The organism is Bacillus sp. FSL R5-0523 (genome assembly GCF_037975295.1).
In the GTDB taxonomy this organism is placed as follows: domain Bacteria; phylum Bacillota; class Bacilli; order Bacillales; family Bacillaceae; genus Bacillus; species Bacillus subtilis.
The window spans coordinates 1,340,545-1,360,522 of the sequence record NZ_CP150251.1 but is presented as its reverse complement, the minus strand read 5'-3'; the positions used below and the strand labels follow the sequence as shown (position 1 = coordinate 1,360,522).

Here is a 19,978-nt window from a genome sequence, read left to right as displayed (position 1 = left end):
ACAGCTACCTCCTCAGCTTAGGGTCAAGCGCATCCTGCAATCCGTCCCCCAGCACATTAAACGCGTACATCGTCAGAGATATGAAAAAGGCCGGAAAAAACAGGCGCCACCAATGCCCAGATAAAATCGTAGGCAGGCCGTCATTCGCCATCACGCCCCAACTTGCAAACGGAGCCTGTATGCCGAGGCCGAGAAAGCTTAAAAATGATTCTGCGAATATGGCGGCAGGTACGGTTAATGTCATTTGTACGATGATCGCTCCCATAGTATTCGGCAGCAAATTCTTTCGGATGATGCGAAAGGTTTTCGCGCCAAAGGTTTTCGAGGCGAGTACATATTCATAATTTTTAATCTGAAGCACCTGGCCTCTTACAATTCTCGCCATGCCGACCCACCCGGTCACAGTCAGCGCCACAATAATCGTGCCCAGTCCCGGTCCCATGAGCACCATCAGCAAAATGACAACAAGCAGGTACGGCAGTCCGTACAGCACTTCGATAATCCGCATCATAATGCTGTCAATCCTGCCGCCTTTATAGCCGGCAACACCTCCGTAAATGACACCGATCAAAAAATCAATCAGTGCTGCCATCACGCCGACAAACAACGAGATTCTCGCACCATACCATGTTCGGGTAAACACATCCCGGCCGAGTTCATCGGTGCCGAACCAATGATCGGCTGAGGGCGGAAGATTTTGTTCTGTCAGCGATTGGCGTACGACACTATGGGGCGATAAAAAGGGCCCGATAACTGCCATGACAAAAAGAAATAAAAGAATAAAGAGTCCGGCCATCGCTAATTTATTTTTTTTCAGCCTCCTCCAGGCATCCTGCGTGTATGACAAACTCGGTCGCTTAACCGAATCGGCTTCCCGATTTTTTTCCTGATTCGAGACAAACCACTCATCAGGCACCTGATTGTGCTGTTCTGGCTGGCGTTCATCCGTTTGCACAGGGAGATTCACACGCTTCACCCTTTCTTATGCAGTTTAATGCGCGGGTCTAAGAGACCGTAGGCCAAATCGACCAAAAACAGCATGATAATCAGAATGACGCTGTAAAAAACGGTCGTTCCCATAATCACGGGATAGTCCCGCTGATTAATGCTTTCAACAAAATATTTTCCCATTCCCGGAATGGCAAAGATTTTTTCAATGACAAAGCTTCCTGTTAAGATGCTGGCGACGAGTGTGCCCAGGACGGTAATGACGGGCATGAGTGCATTTCTGAGTGCGTGTTTTACGATAATTTTGAACGGAGAAAGCCCTTTTGCTTTTGCTGTGCGGATATAATCCTGTGTCAGAACTTCGACCATGCTCGACCGTGTCAGCCTGGCAATGATCGCCATTGGCCCTACAGCAAGCGCTGCGGTCGGAAGCACCATATGAATCGGGCTCGTCCATGTCGCAGCGGGAAATAGTTTGAGATTGACAGCAAATTGCTGAATGAGCAATGTTGCCAGAATAAAATTCGGGATGGAGATGCCGAGTACTGCAAGACTCATCGCGGCGTAGTCCAAAAAGCCATTGCGGCGGAGTGCAGCGATTACGCCCAGCACCAGCCCAGAAATCACAGCAATGACAATCGCTGTCATCCCAAGCTCAAAGGAAACGGGAAATCCGCGTTCCAGCATATCATTTACGCTGTCCGACGGTTTTTTTATTGAAGGTCCGAAATCGAATGTAATGATGGATTTTAAGTAGAAAATGTATTGGAAAATGAGAGGATCGTCTAAGTGATAGTAGGCTTCGAGATTTTTTTGAACGGCTTCATTTGTGCCTCTCTCCTCGTTAAAAGGAGATCCGGGAATGACCTTCATGAGAACAAAAGTCAGGGTGGTAATCACCAAAATCGTAGCTGCCATTGCCCAAAAACGCTTTATCATGTATCGCGCCAAAGCCTAAAACACCCCTTTAGCAGAATGATGTCCGCATCGCAAGCTCAGTCATGACAAGCATCGCCTGATAGGCTTCAAGCATGTCCTTCGCCTGAAATTGAACGGTTGTAGTTCCCGTCTTGATTTCCGTTCCCGGCATCAGATTCGCCCATTCTGCTTGGCCATAATTGGCGAATTCAATGCTCAGAACTGGCCTGTCAGGCGGGGTGAGCGGCTTGACTTTGTCCTTGTTTTGCAGGGCAAACGCAGTTTTTTCTGTCAACAGCCGTCCGGCTTTCGCAGGGGACAAGCACTTCACTGCGGATCTTGAAATGGTTTGTTTGACTGCGGCTGTCGTCACGTTCGGGATAAGCTCTTCCGCTTCCTTCGCCGCCCGGTCATCCCCGGCTACCATTAATACCGGGACATCATAATAACCGGCAACGTATGCATTTAATCCAAGCTCACCGACAGGCCGATCGTTTATGTAAAAATGACGGACGCCGAAAATCATGCTGTGTGACATGACACCGGGAGTCGAGGCTCTCGCATGATAACCGAGAAACAAAGCGCCTGTAAACGTATCATCCAGTCCCTCCACCATTGAAAATGGTTTGACGTCACCAGAAATCAAGTCTGCTTCAGGGTGAAGCTTTTCAACCATCAGATTATTCATCTTCGAATGACTGTCATTGACAAGCACCTCGGTACACCCGCTGTTAAATGCTTCAGCAATACAGTAGTTTGCTTCTTCAGTCATGATAAGCCGTCCGCGTTCATAATTCCGCTTGCCGGAATCCACAAAGGTATCGTCCGGAAGACCCGAAATACCTTCCATATCTACTGACATGTACAATTTCATAACGCTCCTCCTTTTTTACTAAATTATGAATATTCTAACAGATTATATTAAAAAAAGAGGAAAAATGCAATATAACTGGGGAAAATCTCAACCACTCAGTGATAAAAAAAGAATCCTCTTTCAAGGATTCATGTCTGTTTACCAACCTGTTCTGTAAGCAGTTCATATTTTTTCAGGGTTCTTTCAAACACCTCATCAAAAACGTCCGGCACAGAGGCGCGTATCACCTCAGCTCCCTCTCCCGTTATTCCGCCTTTGGTTGCAACACGTTCCAGCGTCTCCTCGAAAGACATATTTTTTTCGATCAGCAGCTTGCCAGTTCCGTATAGCGAATGAATCAGAAAATCAAAGGCTTCTTCTTTGGACAGGCTGCTGTTTCTGACGGCAGACAGTGCCAGCTCTTCGAAGATTGCCGCTATGAATCCCGGTGCCGAGCTCGTTAAATTGCTGGCCGCATCTAAATTCGATTCTTTGATTTCTCGTACACGGCTGAAAACCGATAACAATTCATTCAGACGTTCTTTTTTCTCTGCAGCCAGTGCTTCACTGTGAACGACAAGTGAGATTCCAGCTTCTGCTTCGGACGTAATGGCAGGAATAACACGTGATATACCGGCTTCTGCTTCGGACGTAATGGCAGGAATAACACGTGATATACCGGCTTCTGTTTCTGCCTCCAAAAGACGCAGCGGCACACCGGCAGCTATGGATACGATATGAGTATTTCTGTTCACATACGGGTGCAGACGGCGCATTGTTTCGAAGACATGGAGCGGCGGGACGCATATCAAAATCAATTGGCACGTATTTGCCCAATTCTCCAGCGGATCAGCCGATACGTTTGGATAATCTGACAGGAGTGCCCGCTGCCGCTCCCCCTTCGTTCTCGTCTCAATAAATAGCTCATTCTCTTTTATTTGTTCATGTTTCAACAGCTGTCTGGCGATCATATCCGCCATGCTGCCATATCCAATCAATCCAATCTGTTCCATCGACTCAGTCCTTTCATATACAATATGAAGTGTACCGTTTTCCGCACTTTTTCACAATTTCCCATAATCTTTTCATTTTTATCCCACAGTTTTTGTTTATGATAAACTCAAGTCATAAACCTATCAATATAAATAGACATGTGAAAATAGAGAAACGGAGTGAACATGATGGATAACTATCGTGATGAAAACAGAACGAAAGGTAATGAGAATGAGGTCTTTTTAACGAAAGAGAACGATCAGAGCACCTCCTACTCGGCCCGCAATGTCATTCATGATCAGGAGAAGAAAAAACGAGGATTCGGATGGTTCAGACCGTTGCTTGGCGGAGTGATCGGCGGCAGTCTTGCCCTTGGCATTTACACGTTTACACCGCTTGGCGACCATGATTCTCAGGACACTGCAAAACAATCATCCAGCCAGCAGCAAACGCAATCTGTTACAGCAACAAGCACCTCCTCTGAATCTAAAAAAAGCTCATCAAGCTCAAGCAGCTCATCTGCATTCAAGAGCGAGGACTCTTCTAAAATCTCAGATATGGTAGAAGACCTTTCACCAGCGATTGTCGGTATTACAAATCTTCAGGCACAATCAAACAGCTCTTTGTTCGGCTCTAGTTCTTCTGATTCCAGCGAAGATACAGAAAGCGGTTCAGGGTCAGGTGTCATTTTCAAAAAAGAGAATGGCAAGGCTTATATCATTACAAATAACCACGTCGTAGAAGGGGCATCATCACTGAAGGTATCTTTATATGACGGCACTGAGGTTACTGCAAAGCTGGTAGGCAGTGACTCGTTAACTGATTTAGCCGTCCTCCAAATCAGTGATGACCACGTCACAAAAGTGGCAAACTTCGGTGATTCATCTGATCTCAGAACAGGCGAGACCGTTATTGCGATTGGGGATCCGCTTGGAAAAGATCTGTCCCGCACAGTAACACAAGGAATTGTTAGCGGCGTGGACAGAACGGTTTCAATGTCTACATCAGCCGGCGAAACGAGCATTAACGTCATTCAGACAGACGCAGCAATTAATCCAGGTAACAGCGGCGGTCCTTTGTTAAATACAGACGGCAAAATTGTCGGCATTAACAGTATGAAAATCAGTGAGGATGATGTTGAGGGTATCGGATTTGCCATTCCAAGCAATGACGTAAAACCGATTGCTGAAGAACTGCTTTCTAAAGGACAAATTGAACGTCCATATATCGGTGTCAGCATGCTTGATTTAGAACAAGTGCCGCAAAATTACCAAGAAGGCACACTCGGCCTGTTCGGCAGCCAGCTGAATAAAGGTGTTTACATCCGTGAGGTCGCTTCAGGCTCTCCTGCTGAAAAGGCCGGATTAAAAGCGGAGGATATTATCATCGGCCTAAAAGGTAAAGAAATTGATACAGGCAGTGAATTGCGCAATATCTTATATAAAGACGCAAAGATCGGTGATACCGTTGAAGTGAAAATTCTCCGAAACGGCAAAGAAATGACGAAAAAAATTAAACTTGATCAAAAAGAAGAGAAAACTTCGTAAGACATAACGCCTCAGGCCGCAAAAGCGGTCTGAGGCTTTTTATTAGATAAAAGACCTAATTGCTCTATGAAACTTTCTGACGAGATATCCGTATATCATACAGATTGACATCATTCTCATCAGATACTAGAAACATCGTTTGCTAGGAGGCATGAACATGAAAACCGTGGGACTGAGTATGATCTGCGCAGGATTGGCTTTTCTTTTGCTGAGCTTTCTTCTCTCTGAATCGACGTTGACGTGGGGAATTGTATTGGGTACCAGTATTCTATTAAACATAACTGGTACGGCTCTAATCATGCGTTTCTTAAAAGCCCCCAATCTAACAGCTGACATGCAGCAAAGCCGATGACGAAATCTTTAAGTTTTGCTGTTTTTATTTCAGCATGACTGAACCGCAGTACAAGCTCACAATATCTTCTTTACCCAATCTCCATATATCTATCAGCATCTTTTGCTTTAGATCGGGCTCAGAGCATAAAAACCCCCTGTCCGTTACGGACAGGGGGTTTGAGGTTATGACATATGCTGGTCTCTAAAGAGTCTTTTATTTTCAATTCCATACGATTTTTGGACGATGTAAAGCGGCCTGTCTTTGGCTTCATCGTAGATTCTGCCGATATATTCGCCGATCACGCCCAAAATCAGAAGGACAATGCCGCTGAACAGGAGCTGGATCACAATAAGTGATGACCAGCCGGTAATCGTGCTGTCTGTGAATAGCTTCAGATACAGCACGATAAACATATACAGAAATCCAGCACCTGACATTAAAATCCCCGCATAGCTTGCCAGCTTCAGCGGTTTATGTGAAAATGTCGTGATGCCGTCCATTGACAGCTTCAGCATTTTCTTGAGCGGGTACTTTGTTTCTCCGGCAAGCCTTTCATCACGTACATACTCGACCGCTGTCTGTTTAAAGCCCACCCAGCTGACTAGCCCTCTGACAAATGGATTTTTTTCTTTTAATCTCTTCATTTCATCACAGACTTTTCTGTCCATGAGGCGAAAATCCCCCGTATCAATCGGGATATCAATATCTGTCATACCGCTGAGAAGCCGGTAAAACATAGCCGCGGTTTGTTTTTTGAAAAAGGTTTCCCCTTTTCGTTTAGTCCGCACGGCGTACACGACCTCATAGCCTTCCTTCCACTTTTCAATCATATCTAAAATCAGTTCAGGAGGGTCCTGCAAATCGGCGTCAATGACGACGATTGCATTCCCCTGTGCATAATCCATACCCGCTGTAATGGCGATCTGGTGTCCAAAATTCCTTGAAAAATCAATAATTTTCACTCTCGGATCGATCAGGCTGTGCTCTCTTAAAATCTCAATACTGCGGTCTTTGCTGCCATCGTTGACAAAAAGCAGCTCGTAGTTTTCCTTCGTTTGATCCATGACCTCTTTTAAGCGCTGATAGGTTTCATGAATGACAAGCTCTTCATTATACACAGGTACAACAATTGAATATTGAATATGTCTGCTCATGTTTTTGCCTCCTATTCATCAGCATGTAGTTCGTATAATGTTGCTGACTGATTCATTCCGCCAGGTCCGCCCATTTTTCCGTTTTTACCTGAAGCCTTGCTGCTTGATGTATCAGTTGAATCAGTATTTTCTGTTTTTTGATCAGAACTTGATTGCCATTTTTCTGATGCTACTTCTTTTCCATTTTTCTCAACCCATTCAACAATGTCATTATTTCCGCCTCTTCCCATTCCAGAAGCCAAGAAGTATTTCACTTTTCCTTCTTTTACAAGCTTTTTGAATTGAGTCAGCGTGATAGCCGGGTCAGAACCGCTGAATCCGCCAATAGCCATGACAGCTTTTTTCGTTTTAATGATATATGGTGCCGCTGTGTTCGAATCGGTTGTGGCGAATAGGTATTCAGCTCCGGAGTTATTCTCCTCTAGATATTTGATCAGTTTTTCATTTACAGTCGCATCAGACATTCCCATGCCTTTTCCGCTCATTGATGCGAGCTGAGGGCCTGTTTCAGGCAGTGAGCTGTTGCCTCCGTACAGAAGCGGTGTACTTGCCCAATAAATCGGCATCACCAGCAATGCGAGGAGAGCTGCAAGTGAAATATAATAACTGAACGGTTTTTGGCGCTGTTTAAACAGCAGCAAAGCAATCGCTGACAACACGCCGATAACACCTACACCGATGCTCCAGCCTGCACCGATTTGATCGTTGTAGTTTCTGAGAATAAACAATTCAAATCCAGTTGTCGCAATAATTGCTCCCGGCAAAAGCCATGCTTTCCAGCCTGTCTGATTGCGATACAGATGAACAAGAGCAACCCATCCCGCACCGACAAGAGCCGCAATCGGCGGTGCCAGCATGATGAGATAATAATGATGGAAAAATTCTGCGACACTGAAGAATCCGGCAATCGGTACAAGCCACGCAACCCAGAACACCGTTTCCTTCTGCTCTACAGATAATCTTCTTCTTTCTCTCGCGCCTGCGATCAGTAAGCCTGCGATTCCAAATATCGCAAATGGCAGAAGCCAGCTGATTTGATCAGATAACTCTTGTTGGAAAAGCCGCAGTGGACCAGGTGTTCCCGTTCCAAACATCCCTGAACCTGATTGCATTTTCGAACCGGTTCCTGTACCGCCTTTCCCTCCGTCTCCGCCGGGTCCGCCTTGGCCGCCATCTCCGCCGCTTGGAGGGCCTCCTTGACCGCCGCTTGGCATTTGGCCATTGGATGGAGGTACCGTCATATTGCCATTTGAGGATTTACCATCGCTTGATGAGCTGCTGCCTGATGACTGATTAGGCGGTGCTTGAGTGTTATCAGAAGAAGACATTTCTTTTGAAGCGTCTTTGTTTGGCGCACCCTGGCCGCCGCCGGAATTTTGGCCTGTCAGCCGCTGAATCCCGTTATATCCGAAAGCCAATTCCAAAACAGAGTTGGTCTGGCTGCTTCCGATATAAGGCCGCTTGCTTGCAGGGATATTGTCGACAATGAGCGGCCACGATAACGAAACGGCTGCTAATACGGCTAACGCACTGACCAGCGAAATGATTTTTTTCTTCACCACGGCATTTGCCGCAATCAAATAGAACAATAGGAAGGCCGGTAAAATCATGTAAGCCTGCAGCATTTTTGTATTGAAACCTACTCCAACAACGAAAAACGCCGCTAACAGCCAGATCAGCTTCCCTGTTCTGATCGCTTTAAAGAGAAGCCATGTAGCAAGCAATAAGAAAAATACCAGTAATGCATCAACATTGTTTGTACGTGCTACAGCTACAGCTATCGGCGTACATGCCATAACAAATGAGGCAATACGCGCCGCCGTTTTTCCGAATGTCGGCTTTATCAGCAAGTACATAAGAAGGACTGAACCTACACCCGCCAATGCCTGAGGCAGAATGACGCTCCACCCGTGCATACCGAATATCAGTGCGCTGATCGTTTGGATTTGGTATGTAACAGGCGGTTTATCCACTGTTATAAAGCCGGCAGCATCGAACGAAGCATAAAAGAAATTATGAAAGCTTTGCATCATACTTGTAACTGCCGCGGTGTAATAAGGATTCACCGTGTCGTCCTTCCAAATGTTATAGATATTTAAGAATGCAGATGCGAGCAAAATGAGGAGGAGGACGATATCCAGCTCGCGTTTTTTCTTTTCCACTTATTTTTCACTCCTTTTTGTCTAACTTTGAAATAGTGTAACAAGCAAATATGAATAAACTATTAATAAACAAAGACAATATTTTTGCCGAGGCCATTTCATGCCAATCATCCTATATACAGCTGGTTTCAAGCCCTTTCTCCAAATCGTAATCGGCGATGCGTTTTCCCAAAATAAAAAAGCCTTCCGGCACGCCGGAAGGCAAATGAATCACAATTTACTGGATCGGTTTCAATTTTGCTTCAATTTCAGCTCTTCGATGCTCAAGATACGGCGGAAGAGCGATCGTTTGGCCAAGCTCATCAAGATTTTCATCTACCATAAAGCCCGGTCCGTCTGTTGATAACTCGAACAATATGCCGTTCGGTTCTCTGAAATACAGCGCCTTGAAATAGTAGCGCTCCACAATGCCGGAATTGCTAAAGCCTTCCCGGCTGATGATCCGGTGCCACCCGGCAAGTTCTTCTTCATCTCTTACCCGAAATGCGACGTGGTGGACACTTCCTTTGCCTTGACGCTCGCGCGGAAGATCGTTTCTTTCTATTAAATGGATTTCCGTTGCAGCACCGCCTTCTCCTGATTCCAAAATAACGGCGGTTCCTTGCCCTTCGACTGGTTCACGGCTGATTTCTGTAAATCCAAGAATATTCGTCAATACGTGTAAGGTTGGTTCAGCATATGGCACAGTCAGTTCAACCGGCCCTAACCCGCGAAACGAAAATTCTTCCGGTATGCCGCTCTGTTTAACAGGCAGGCCATATCCTTTTCCTTCCTCATCAGCAGTCAGCACAAGTCGCTGCCCTTCATGATCTTGAAATGCCAATATGTCACGTCCGGCTCTTTTGGAGATGCCGCTGTTCGTTACTTGCTGTTCTTCAAAACGTTCTTTCCAGTAATGCAGGGCTTCTGTGCTTGGAACGCGCAATCCAATAGAAGAAATACTGTTTGTTCCCGCATGAAACGGTGCAATGCGGGGAATCTCGAAAAACGTCAGCTCAGTTCCCGGGTTTGCCACTTCATCTCCGTAGAAAAGATGGTACATTGTCGGTTCATCCTGATTGACGGATTTTTTGACGAGCTTTAATCCTAATACTTTCTTATAGAAATCCAAGTTTTTTTGTGCGTCAGCCGTTAATGCCGATACGTGGTGAATGCCGTTAACTTTCATATGCTGTCCCTCCAGGTTATTTTATCTCGATTTCGAGATATTATATCATAGTTGTATATTTATTGTTCTAATAACAAAGTATTTTATTCGCATGAGAAAGTCAACATATCAGCTTCACCCGAAGGTTCGTTCATTTTCTGAATTCTCATCTCCCCTCTGTACCGGATAAAATCCTAATACAGAAAACACGAACTTTAGAAATAAAAAACATTAAGTTTATTCGTTTATAGATTGTTAAAACAGGTGTTTCCACAGTTTTATCTGCTGTACACAAAGCAAATTTCGAAAATCAGAAAATTTATTTTATTTCACTTTTCTAAAATAGGGTTTACAATATGAAAAAATAGATTCTTCAACATGAAGCTTCAACATCATAGGAGGTTAAGGACATGCATACTGAAGACAACGGTTTGAAAAAAGAGATAGGCCTCTTGTTTGCCCTTACTCTTGTCATCGGAACCATTATCGGTTCTGGTGTTTTTATGAAGCCCGGCGCTGTGCTTGCTTATTCAGGTGATTCAAAAACGGCGCTATTCGCCTGGCTGTTAGGCGGTATTTTAACACTGGCGGGCGGTTTGACAATCGCGGAAATCGGAACGCAGATTCCAAAAACCGGCGGTCTTTATACGTACCTTGAAGAAGTGTACGGCGAGTTTTGGGGATTTTTGTGCGGCTGGGTGCAGATTATCATTTACGGCCCGGCGATTATTGGCGCGCTGGGTTTATATTTTGGATCTTTAATGGCCAATCTTTTCGGCTGGGGATCTGGACTATCAAAAGTCATTGGAATTATAGCAGTTCTCTTTTTATGCGTCATTAATATTATCGGTACAAAATACGGCGGTTTTGTCCAAACGCTGACAACGATCGGAAAACTGATTCCGATTGCCTGCATCATCATCTTCGGCCTTTGGAAAGGCGATCAGCACATCTTCACAGCAGTAAACGAAAGCATTTCCGATATGAACTTCGGGGCGGCTATTTTAGCTACGTTGTTTGCTTATGACGGATGGATTCTCCTAGCCGCTCTCGGCGGAGAAATGAAAAATCCCGAAAAGCTGCTGCCACGCGCTATGACGGGCGGATTATTAATTGTAACGGCGATCTATATTTTCATTAATTTTGCATTGCTTCACATCCTGTCAGCGAACGAAATTGTCACGCTTGGTGAAAATGCGACAAGCACCGCTGCAACCATGCTGTTCGGTTCAATTGGCGGAAAGCTGATCAGTGTCGGGATTATCGTCAGCATCTTTGGGTGCTTAAATGGAAAAGTGCTTTCTTTCCCGCGTGTTTCATTTGCAATGGCGGAACGCAAACAGCTTCCATTTGCTGAAAAACTGTCACATGTACACCCGTCGTTCCGCACACCATGGATTGCAATTTCTTTTCAAATTGCTTTGGCTTTGATTATGATGCTGATCAGCAACCCTGATAAGCTCTCAGAAATCTCCATTTTCATGATCTACATTTTTTATGTGATGGCCTTTTTTGCAGTGTTTATTCTCCGCAAGCGAGCAAAGGGAGAAAAGCGCGCCTACAGTGTTCCGCTTTATCCATTTATGCCAATTCTGGCAATCGCGGGCTCCTTCTTTGTGTTAGGCAGCACACTCATTACAGATACAATGAGCTGCGGATTATCCATCCTCATCGGCCTTGCCGGACTGCCTGTTTATTACGGGATGAAAAAACGAAAAGCAAGCTGATAAAACGGTTCCCTTGTTTAGGGAACCGTTTTTTGGTGAAACAGAAGATAAAAGTTGACAGGAAAAACACAACTTTTGATATACTTTTTACGTTAAGCAGAAAGTTTTTGCAAACTTGGGTCGTTTTTTAAAAGCGAAGTAGGTCAAAATAAGGAGACACGATTTATCGAAAAAGTCAAGATGCGTTTTTTTCGACTTTACCTGTTTTTTTTCGACAAAAGGCTATATAATAATTTGATGTGTGCATTGTTCATTCAAACTATGGAGGGTTTTTAATGATAAGAAGAAAAAAAGATAAGTTCTCACTCCTTTTAACAGAAATTGCAAAGAACATAGACGAAACTGCAGAATATTTTGTGAATTTTAAGGTCACTAACCAAACGACTCTTAAAGAATTTGCAGATACGTTAAAGGAATATGAAACAAAAGGTGACAATCATGTTCATGTCATGATTAAAGAGCTTAACAAAGCGTTCATCACTCCTATTGAGCGCGAAGATATCCTTCAGCTGACAAACAGCTTGGATGATGTGCTTGACGGAATCGAACATTTCTCTGCCATGATGGAGATTTTCTCAATTACTTCATCAGACGAGCATATCGATAAATTCAGCGGATACATCAGAGAATGTGCGAAAGAGATTTTGATTACGATCGAGCTGCTGGCAGAAAATCGCTTAAAGGATATTCAGCCTCACGCAATCAAAATTAAAGAGTATGAGCACAGCTGTGACAACTTGCACAGAAAATCATTAAAGAATCTTTTCGGAAATGAAACAGATCCAATCAAAGTCATTCAATATCGTGAAATATACGAAACGCTTGAAGAAATCGCCGACTCTTGTCAAAGTGTTGCCAATAATCTTGAAACCATCATTATGAAAAACGCGTAACGAGGGGTAAAAATGGATATTCTATTAATATTAACGATACTAATAGTCATTTGTGCTCTGGCGTTTGATTTCATCAACGGGTTTCATGATACGGCGAACGCAATTGCGACTTCGGTATCGACAAAAGCGCTAAAACCGCGCCATGCCATAATAATGGCGGCTGTGATGAACTTTATCGGAGCAATGACATTCACAGGTGTTGCCAAAACCATTACAAAAGACATTGTGGATCCTTATACGCTGGAAAATGGCTCTGTCGTGATTTTGGCTGCGTTAATCGCTGCGATTGCCTGGAACCTGATCACATGGTACTACGGTATTCCAAGCAGCTCATCCCATGCCATCATCGGGGCAATTGCCGGTGCGGCAGTAGCGGCAGCCGGATTTGCTTCATTAAATTATAAAGGTTTCATTAAAATCATTGAAGCACTGATCCTTTCACCGATTCTTGCTTTTGTCGTTGGGTATATTTTATACACCATCGTCAAGCTGATATTCAAAGACAGCAACTTGGCGAAAACGAACAAGCAATTCCGCAGAGTGCAGATTGTAACAGCTGCCCTGCAATCGTATACACACGGCACAAATGATGCGCAAAAAGCAATGGGTATTATCACAATGGCTCTCATCACAGCAAATTTACATACTTCTGCTAATGATATCCCAACCTGGGTGCAATTCGCCTGCGCAACAGCCATGGGTCTCGGAACATCAATCGGCGGCTGGAAAATCATCAAAACCGTTGGCGGAAAGATCATGAAAATCCGCCCGGTAAACGGTGTTTCCGCTGACTTAACCGGAGCAGCCATTATTTTCGGCGCCACGTTTATTCATTTGCCGGTCAGTACAACCCACGTCATTTCTTCATCAATTCTTGGCGTCGGTGCGTCACACCGGGTAAAAGGCGTAAACTGGGGTACGGCCAAGCGAATGCTCATTACATGGGTCATCACGCTTCCGATTTCAGCGACACTTGGTGCCATCGCCTACTTTATTTTAAATATGATATTTTAATGTCACACCGCTTCTGTCAAAGGAGCGGTTTTTTTGATGGAACAGGAAAACCATCCGGATCTCTCGAATACAATAAGCAGAACCTATTTCAGATGTGAGGGATTCGAATATGGTTTTATTCTTTCAGATCATGGTCTGGTGCATCGTGGCCGGACTGGGGTTATACGTGTATGCCACGTGGCGTTTCGAAGCGAAGGTCAAAGAAAAAATGTCCGCCATCCGGAAAACATGGTATTTGCTGTTCGTTCTGGGCGCTATGGTATACTGGACATATGAGCCCACTTCCCTATTTACCCACTGGGAACGGTATCTCATTGTCGCAGTCAGTTTTGCTTTGATTGATGCTTTCATTTTCTTAAGTGCATACGTCAAAAAACTGGCCGGCAGCGAGCTTGAAACAGACACAAGGGAAATTCTTGAAGAAAACAACGAAATGCTCCACATGTACCTCAATCGGCTGAAAACATACCAATACCTATTGAAAAACGAACCGATCCATGTTTATTATGGAAGTATAGATGCTTATGCTGAAGGTATTGATAAGCTGCTGAAAACCTATGCTGATAAAATGAACTTAACGGCTTCTCTTTGCCACTATTCGACACAGGCTGATAAAGACCGGTTAACCGAGCATATGGATGATCCGGCAGATGTACAAACACGGCTCGATCGAAAGGATGTTTATTACGACCAATACGGAAAAGTGGTTCTCATCCCTTTTACCATCGAGACACAGAACTATGTCATCAAGCTGACGTCTGACAGCATTGTCACGGAATTTGATTATTTGCTATTTACGTCATTAACGAGCATATATGATTTGGTGCTGCCAATTGAGGAGGAAGGTGAAGGATAATGGAACGTGCGTTTCAAAACAGATGCGAGCCCAGAGCGGCGAAGCCGTTTAAAATCCTGAAAAAACGTTCAACCACCAGTGTCGCAAGCTATCAAGTCAGTCCGCATACAGCAAGAATCTTCAAAGAAAACGAACGGCTGATTGACGAGTATAAACGAAAAAAAGCATGATCACACTAAAAGGACAAGGGAAAACAGCTCTTGTCCTTATTCCTTTTCTTAAAGGGTTACATATAATAAATACAAACAGAGGATAATGTCAGGTGATACAGTGAAAAAATTGGTGAGGCGTGTGAAGTTTGTTGATTACGGAAGGTTTGGGCTTTCCGGGTACTCGCTTCGGGTGAGGGAGCGCAGTGCTGGAATTATTAAAAAGTTGAAGAAGAAAAAATAAATCCCGGAGCGCTCCGGGATTTTTATGGTCTTTGATCAGCTTAATTGCGCTGCGATCTTCTCTTTCGTCGCAGGCCCGTAGATACCGTCAGCAGTTAGACCGTTAACAGACTGAAAACGGGCAACTGCGTCAGCTGTTTTCGGTCCGTAAACGCCGTCAATTCCGTTGTTAACAGCGCCTTTATCAGGGTAAAAATACAGAGCCGCAAGTGCTCGTTGCACCTGAAAGACGTGTTCTCCTGAGGTATAAGGTGTTGTCAATTGAATGATACCATCAGGGAGCGGATAGAGCTCGGGTTCTTCAGTGGATGATGGAGCACTTACAATTAATACTTGACCAACGCGAATAAGATTCGGGTCTTCGATATTGTTCCACTCTTGCAGCTGAGCAACCGTAACACCAAATGCTCTCGCTATAGATGTAAGTGTGTCGCCCTGTTTCACGACGTAAGTTTGGCTGCCGCCTCCCCCAATTCCTGCTTTGAACGAATCCCACGTATCTAACAATTTTCGCGGACATTCCTTCCCTGACCAATACTTATGAGGGACGACATTGGCGAGACTGATATTTTGTTCAGCCATTAATGTTTTGATAAGCCACTGGGCATTTGCTGTTGCTTTTGCAAAATCTCCATCAGCATTTTCGCAAATTTCAATTCCGATAGAAGCCCGGTTGCCGCTGCCATTTCCGTCTCCCGCATGCCAGCCGTTTTCATTCAAAGGCAGATGCTGATAAATTTCTGTATCATCAACTGTAAAATGCCAGCTTGTCGTCGTATCAGGATTTTTCAAATAGCGGGCATGGGCCGCAGCATCTGCCCCTACTGCGGTATTCGCTGTATTGTGCACCGTAATGTAAAGCGGCGTCATTGCGTAGCCTGGACGGTTATTTGCGCCAACCGGAATAAAGTCTTGGATAATGTTAACCATTTTCATCTCTCCTTATTTCGTCAGATTATTGTCTCTTAACAAGTCACGCTGTTTTTTCCCTTTTTCTGTTACATAGTTGTTTTTAAACCAAGCGGCAAGTGTCGTTCCAATTGTAAAGGCAATGGAACCGGCTGAATAAAGAGCGTCAGCGAGCTGATTGACCTGCTCCTCCTGAATGTCCAATGGTGATTTGCCGAGCATCAGCATGGTCTGGTTGATTAAAGCAATTAAAAGAAGCACCGTCCTGATGACCGTGCCCTTGTCAAACGTGTTCATGAAAATCCCCCTTTAATGCTGCAGCAGGCTGTACATAATGGCGATGGCTCCGCCAATGATGCCTGTAGACACTGCTGTAATGATGGCACCTGTGATGGTGCGTTTAATCCACGTGGTGTTTTCTTCAATTTTGTTTAATTTTTCGTTCAGCGTCATGATTTGCTGGTCTTGCCGGTCAGACACGCGTTCTAATGCAGAAACCCTCTGCTCAAGTGCTTTGTGCTCGCCTTTCATGTCTGCTAAGTCCTGCTGAAACACATTCACATCTGCCTCTTGCTGCATTATTCACTCCTCCTTCACATGCAGATCACCTCCCTTCCGAGGGCCGAGACTGTTATGAAACCGCGGTCCCTTTTACCGAAAGAGTACCGCCGGTGATACTGATAATCTCCATGATGATCTCCTTAAACCCTTTAATATCAAAGGCCCATGCCTCAGCTTTTCCTAATGTACTGGAGGCAGTGGTAGCATCATCAGTTTTCACGCCTCTGATCGGAAGTTTCTGTCCTGACACCGATTTGCCCCAAAATTTGACTTCGCTCATTTCTGCTGTGCCGTAGACTTCAACGAGTAAATGCGCGGCACCGTCAACAGGTAAAGCAGCCCCCTCGCCGGCGGACTCTGCATTTTCATGAAAGACAAAGTCAAATGTTTTGCGAACCTCGACTTTCAGCCGTCCATCGTGTGTTTGATTCTCCGCAAAGTCAATCTGTAAAGGCATTTTTCCATTGACACGCACATCCATCTCACCCGCACCGACTGATTGGTATAATACAAACTCAGATTGCTGAAGATTCCCGTTCACATAGCGGAAACGGTAATAGCGTTTAGAAAGATATACCCAGTCCGTCGCTGTCAGGACACCTGCTGCGACATTAACTGCTGCTGTCGTTGTCCAAACATTGTTGTTGTCGCTTTCTTCTATAAAGAGCGTACCTTCACGATCCGCATACGCCCAGCCCTTCACTTTCGAAATCAGAACTGCGCCAAGCCTGTCCTGCCCGAGCTGACTGTATGCCTCAGTAGCCTTTAAAGCAGCATTTGTTAAAATCTCCGCTACGCCTGACAAATTCGAAACAGGTGTCACAAAATCATTTTTTCCTCCTCGATAGGGCTTTACAGCGCCGGCTTTTCCAGTCCTATCGAGAGGAAATTCATATTGATACTTCACCATCTTCATCCTCCTTTGATCTAAAAACAGGCAAAATAAAAAAGCCTTACTACATGGCTTTACCGGTAATTTCTTTATACTGGTCAGCTGTGATCAGCTTTTTGTTCACACCCTCTGCCAGATCCTCAATTGAACAGTCTTTATATGCTAATGCTTGTTTTACCATATCTGCTGTCGCCCACTCATAATAGAGGGCAAGCACCCAATAATTCATTCGGCAAGATCTCCTTTCAAGGAAAGTAATGATAGCTTTATATCTGACAACTCGTTACCTAATGTTTTGTTCAATTCTTCAAGCTGCTTGCGTGCCAGCTTTTCTTGTGACAATTCTTGAGCGAGAAGCTCCACCTGATCAGGCGGCTCATACGGCGGATTTTTTTGCAGCTCTTCCCACCAGGATTCGAGTTCTTTTTGGGTTGGGATTGGGGCGCGCAGGTTCCACTCGGCTATATAAGACCCTTCCCCGTCATTTTGAACGATAAAATCTCTTGTTGGGTCTGCACTGGGGTATTTAAACATGATTGCTTCTGCGATCATCATTTTGCCTCCTATCTTATACTGTAGGATAGTTAAGTCCTCCAAGTTCTTGGACGTCTATATAGTTGTATAGCTCGTTAAAATCGGATACACCTCTTCTATCATCACCGCTATAATTGCAATAACAATAGATCTCTATATAGTCACCTTTGTTCATAGGAACGGTTACATTACCATTTAATCCAAGGTACATTTCATTTTGCTTATCAACAAAGTCCCCTCTCTTATGGTCAATTGGTTTATACAATGATCCATTTAGATAGAGTTTCAGATGAAAATTGATGTAAGCCGGTGTATTTATCATATACAGCCCAACTCCCACTAAAAACATTCCATCATTAGGGGCAACGAATCTACTATTATTTGTGTCAAAAGCATTATGACTATCTTTTATTTTGCGTTTAAACTGAATTTTTGTATGGTTAGCTTTATTTAAATATTGTATGCTGTTAGCCCGAATATTGGCATGTGCAAATCCTGAAATTTTCTGCCAAGCCGTCCATCCTGAATCCGCCCACCAATGGCGGATCCAAGAACCTGTGTTAGTAAAATAGGAGCTAGATTCATTTCCAGTTCCATAAAAGTATTGAGAAAATCTATAATTACTGTGTTTTTCATTTTTTACAATTCCATAGGTAAGCGGGTATCCTGTTGTATTATTTGCTCCTATATCCATAAAAGTCAGCCCAGCTGGATACTCATTGCCGCTTGTTCTAGCGTCTTGAATTGCATTGGATCCTGTAAGAACTGTTAATTTATTATTCGTATAATTAGAGTCAACATAGTTTTTAGCATCAGCTAAGGCTTTATCTGCTTTAGCCTGAGCACTGGTTTCAGTTTCAACCTTATTCCATCCTTGCCATGCAACAGTACTTCCATCATAATAATTCGTAAAAACGTTGTTTCTGTAATCGGTAGCTAAGACCCAACCAAACATACCTTTCCCCTCAGTTGATTGGCTAGTCAAATGAAATACTCCTCTTATTGAAAATGGGGATGGAGCGTTTACAGCTTTTCCATGTGCATAAAATGTGCCCATACCTCTACCTTGATCAATTATTTTTTGAAGAATGTCCTCTCCTTCGTTTGCTGCAATGGACACCCCTCCTATATCACTTGTTATTTTAGTAAGCTGAGCTCCATTCCATTTACTTCTCTCAACAGATGTAATGTGTATTGCTGAGTCCTTAGCATGATTAGATACCTTTTCCTCTGCCCCAGCTGTTGTCTCTAATTCAACCCAATCTGACCAGGCTCCTCCTGAGATCGTCTTTCGATACGTTTTATTTGTATTGTCAAAAGCGATAATTTGCCCGTAATTTCCAGTCGCATTAATTGTCCATATGCCCCTGACTGAAGTGCCGGGGCCGTTTAGTGTATTTGGTGCAGAAGCAAAATGAACCAATCCAGTGTTCTGTGGAACAATTTTATGAAAATCATCTGTTTCGCTTAAGTATAGTTTTCCTTGACCGTTGTCTGCAGTAATTTTAAAAAGCTGGCTGTTATTCCACTTGTCTTTTTCTGCTTGTGTGACATGTATGTCTGAAATGTCTGCATGAGCGTTCACTTTTGTTTGAGCGCCCTCTGTCGTCTCCAATTCAACCCAATTTGACCAGATACCGTTTAAGAGAGTTTTACGAAAAGTTTTATTATCATTTGTCACCACAATTACATGACCATTTAATTTGCTGTCGCTGCAAGTCCAAAATCCTCTTCCTGAGCCGCCTGGTGAATTTAGAGGCGTGCCAGTATAAGAAAAATAAGTCAATGTAGGATAGTTCAACAGTTCCGTATGGAAATCACTCGTTATATTGAACATAGGCTGTCCATCATCTTTTGTAATCTTAGATAATTGACCTTTGTTCCATTTCTCTCGCTCTTCCTCTGTAACATGCCGCACCTGATCTTGCTCATGCTTGTCAAAATCCTTCTTCGCCGCCTGCTGCACATTATCCACATTCCCCAGCCCGATTTGCGCCTTTGTTGTGTTGTGGGGGTTGTTCATGTCGTTTTTGTGGGCGGCCAGGTCGGTGTGGGCGTCTTTTATGCCTTTTTCCCAGCGATTGACGTCATCTTCGTTGATGGGGTCGTCCGGAAGCCAGTCTGTTTTTTCTTCGTATGCCATG

General features: G+C 44.1%; 21 protein-coding genes and 2 pseudogenes. 8 read left to right on the top strand and 15 right to left on the bottom strand.

The features are described from left to right. Nucleotides 1-4: 4 nt before the first annotated feature. The 4 genes from dppC to NYE53_RS07065 form a co-directional block, all read right to left on the bottom strand. The gene (gene dppC / locus NYE53_RS07080; RefSeq protein WP_014476568.1) at nt 5-967 is read right to left on the bottom strand and encodes a dipeptide ABC transporter permease DppC; all 963 of its coding nucleotides are present in this window, start codon (nt 965-967) and stop codon (nt 5-7) included. A 5-nt stretch (nt 968-972) separates the two neighbouring features. Further along, entirely contained in the window at nt 973-1,899 is a 927-nt protein-coding gene (gene dppB / locus NYE53_RS07075) for a dipeptide ABC transporter permease DppB (RefSeq protein ID WP_003245446.1), read from the bottom strand. Nucleotides 1,900-1,915: 16 nt separating this feature from the next. Continuing rightward, nucleotides 1,916-2,740 carry a D-aminopeptidase DppA gene (gene dppA / locus NYE53_RS07070; protein WP_014479576.1) on the bottom strand — a complete coding sequence of 275 codons (825 nt, stop codon included), beginning with the start codon at nt 2,738-2,740 and terminating at the stop codon, nt 1,916-1,918. Between the two features lie 128 nt (nt 2,741-2,868). Beyond that, nucleotides 2,869-3,732, bottom strand: a complete 864-nt coding sequence (locus NYE53_RS07065; protein WP_339247934.1) for a pyrroline-5-carboxylate reductase dimerization domain-containing protein — start codon at nt 3,730-3,732, stop codon at nt 2,869-2,871. 168 nt (nt 3,733-3,900) lie between these two features. Here NYE53_RS07065 and htrA point away from each other — a divergent pair, with 168 nt between their 5' ends. Together htrA and NYE53_RS07055 are read left to right on the top strand one after the other, a co-directional pair. Further along, complete coding sequence (gene htrA, locus NYE53_RS07060; RefSeq protein WP_015252257.1) at nt 3,901-5,259, top strand: serine protease HtrA; 1,359 nt, start codon at nt 3,901-3,903, stop codon at nt 5,257-5,259. A gap of 157 nt (nt 5,260-5,416) precedes the next feature. Next, complete coding sequence (locus NYE53_RS07055; protein ID WP_033884949.1) at nt 5,417-5,611, top strand: hypothetical protein; 195 nt, start codon at nt 5,417-5,419, stop codon at nt 5,609-5,611. 164 nt (nt 5,612-5,775) lie between these two features. Here the strand turns inward: NYE53_RS07055 and NYE53_RS07050 are convergent, their stop codons facing one another. From NYE53_RS07050 to NYE53_RS07035, 4 genes and pseudogenes are all read right to left on the bottom strand, one after another. Continuing rightward, entirely contained in the window at nt 5,776-6,747 is a 972-nt protein-coding gene (locus tag NYE53_RS07050) for a glycosyltransferase family 2 protein (RefSeq protein WP_339247932.1), read from the bottom strand. Between the two features lie 11 nt (nt 6,748-6,758). Then, entirely contained in the window at nt 6,759-8,909 is a 2,151-nt protein-coding gene (locus NYE53_RS07045) for a glycosyltransferase family 39 protein (protein WP_339247929.1), read from the bottom strand. Nucleotides 8,910-8,916: 7 nt separating this feature from the next. Next, nucleotides 8,917-9,018 (bottom strand): annotated as a pseudogene (locus NYE53_RS07040) (hypothetical protein); the annotation flags it as partial. A 108-nt stretch (nt 9,019-9,126) separates the two neighbouring features. Next, nucleotides 9,127-10,077 carry a ring-cleaving dioxygenase gene (locus NYE53_RS07035; RefSeq protein WP_339247926.1) on the bottom strand — a complete coding sequence of 317 codons (951 nt, stop codon included), beginning with the start codon at nt 10,075-10,077 and terminating at the stop codon, nt 9,127-9,129. A 389-nt stretch (nt 10,078-10,466) separates the two neighbouring features. On the opposite strand from NYE53_RS07035, the gene steT reads away from it, so the two are divergent. The 6 genes from steT to spoIISC all read left to right on the top strand — a co-directional run bounded on the left by steT (nt 10,467) and on the right by spoIISC (nt 14,939). Beyond that, nucleotides 10,467-11,783 carry a serine/threonine exchanger gene (gene steT / locus NYE53_RS07030; RefSeq protein WP_041850924.1) on the top strand — a complete coding sequence of 439 codons (1,317 nt, stop codon included), beginning with the start codon at nt 10,467-10,469 and terminating at the stop codon, nt 11,781-11,783. 275 nt (nt 11,784-12,058) lie between these two features. Beyond that, nucleotides 12,059-12,676, top strand: a complete 618-nt coding sequence (locus NYE53_RS07025; protein WP_003218470.1) for a DUF47 domain-containing protein — start codon at nt 12,059-12,061, stop codon at nt 12,674-12,676. Nucleotides 12,677-12,688: 12 nt separating this feature from the next. Then, entirely contained in the window at nt 12,689-13,690 is a 1,002-nt protein-coding gene (locus NYE53_RS07020; protein WP_014476558.1) for an inorganic phosphate transporter, read from the top strand. Between the two features lie 109 nt (nt 13,691-13,799). Beyond that, nucleotides 13,800-14,546, top strand: coding sequence for a toxin-antitoxin-antitoxin system toxin SpoIISA (spoIISA, locus tag NYE53_RS07015; protein ID WP_003244695.1), 747 nt, complete (start codon nt 13,800-13,802; stop codon nt 14,544-14,546). Next, the gene (gene spoIISB / locus NYE53_RS07010; protein WP_003232646.1) at nt 14,546-14,716 is read left to right on the top strand and encodes a three component toxin-antitoxin-antitoxin system antitoxin SpoIISB; all 171 of its coding nucleotides are present in this window, start codon (nt 14,546-14,548) and stop codon (nt 14,714-14,716) included. The genes spoIISA and spoIISB overlap by 1 nt, the downstream gene beginning before the upstream one ends. 85 nt (nt 14,717-14,801) lie before the next feature. Further along, nucleotides 14,802-14,939: a three component toxin-antitoxin-antitoxin system antitoxin SpoIISC gene (spoIISC, locus tag NYE53_RS07005; RefSeq protein WP_003232648.1), complete on the top strand. Its 138-nt coding sequence runs from the start codon at nt 14,802-14,804 to the stop codon at nt 14,937-14,939. Between the two features lie 35 nt (nt 14,940-14,974). On the opposite strand, the gene NYE53_RS07000 is transcribed toward spoIISC, so the two are convergent. The 7 genes and pseudogenes from NYE53_RS07000 to NYE53_RS06970 form a co-directional block, all read right to left on the bottom strand. Then, entirely contained in the window at nt 14,975-15,868 is an 894-nt protein-coding gene (locus tag NYE53_RS07000; RefSeq protein ID WP_339247924.1) for an N-acetylmuramoyl-L-alanine amidase, read from the bottom strand. A 12-nt stretch (nt 15,869-15,880) separates the two neighbouring features. After that, nucleotides 15,881-16,144 (bottom strand): phage holin, encoded by a 264-nt coding sequence (locus NYE53_RS06995; RefSeq protein ID WP_003232653.1) that lies wholly within the window; start codon nt 16,142-16,144, stop codon nt 15,881-15,883. A gap of 12 nt (nt 16,145-16,156) precedes the next feature. Continuing rightward, nucleotides 16,157-16,426, bottom strand: a complete 270-nt coding sequence (locus NYE53_RS06990; RefSeq protein ID WP_003232655.1) for a hemolysin XhlA family protein — start codon at nt 16,424-16,426, stop codon at nt 16,157-16,159. Nucleotides 16,427-16,478: 52 nt separating this feature from the next. After that, nucleotides 16,479-17,318, bottom strand: coding sequence for a phage-like element PBSX protein XepA (gene xepA, locus NYE53_RS06985; RefSeq protein WP_339247921.1), 840 nt, complete (start codon nt 17,316-17,318; stop codon nt 16,479-16,481). 46 nt (nt 17,319-17,364) lie between these two features. After that, nucleotides 17,365-17,529, bottom strand: coding sequence for an XkdX family protein (locus NYE53_RS06980; protein ID WP_014479563.1), 165 nt, complete (start codon nt 17,527-17,529; stop codon nt 17,365-17,367). After that, nucleotides 17,526-17,855, bottom strand: a complete 330-nt coding sequence (locus NYE53_RS06975) for an XkdW family protein (protein WP_339247918.1) — start codon at nt 17,853-17,855, stop codon at nt 17,526-17,528. The genes NYE53_RS06980 and NYE53_RS06975 overlap by 4 nt, the downstream gene beginning before the upstream one ends. A gap of 1,858 nt (nt 17,856-19,713) precedes the next feature. Then, nucleotides 19,714-19,977, bottom strand: a pseudogene (locus tag NYE53_RS06970) (terminase); the annotation flags it as partial. Nucleotide 19,978 lies beyond the last annotated feature (1 nt).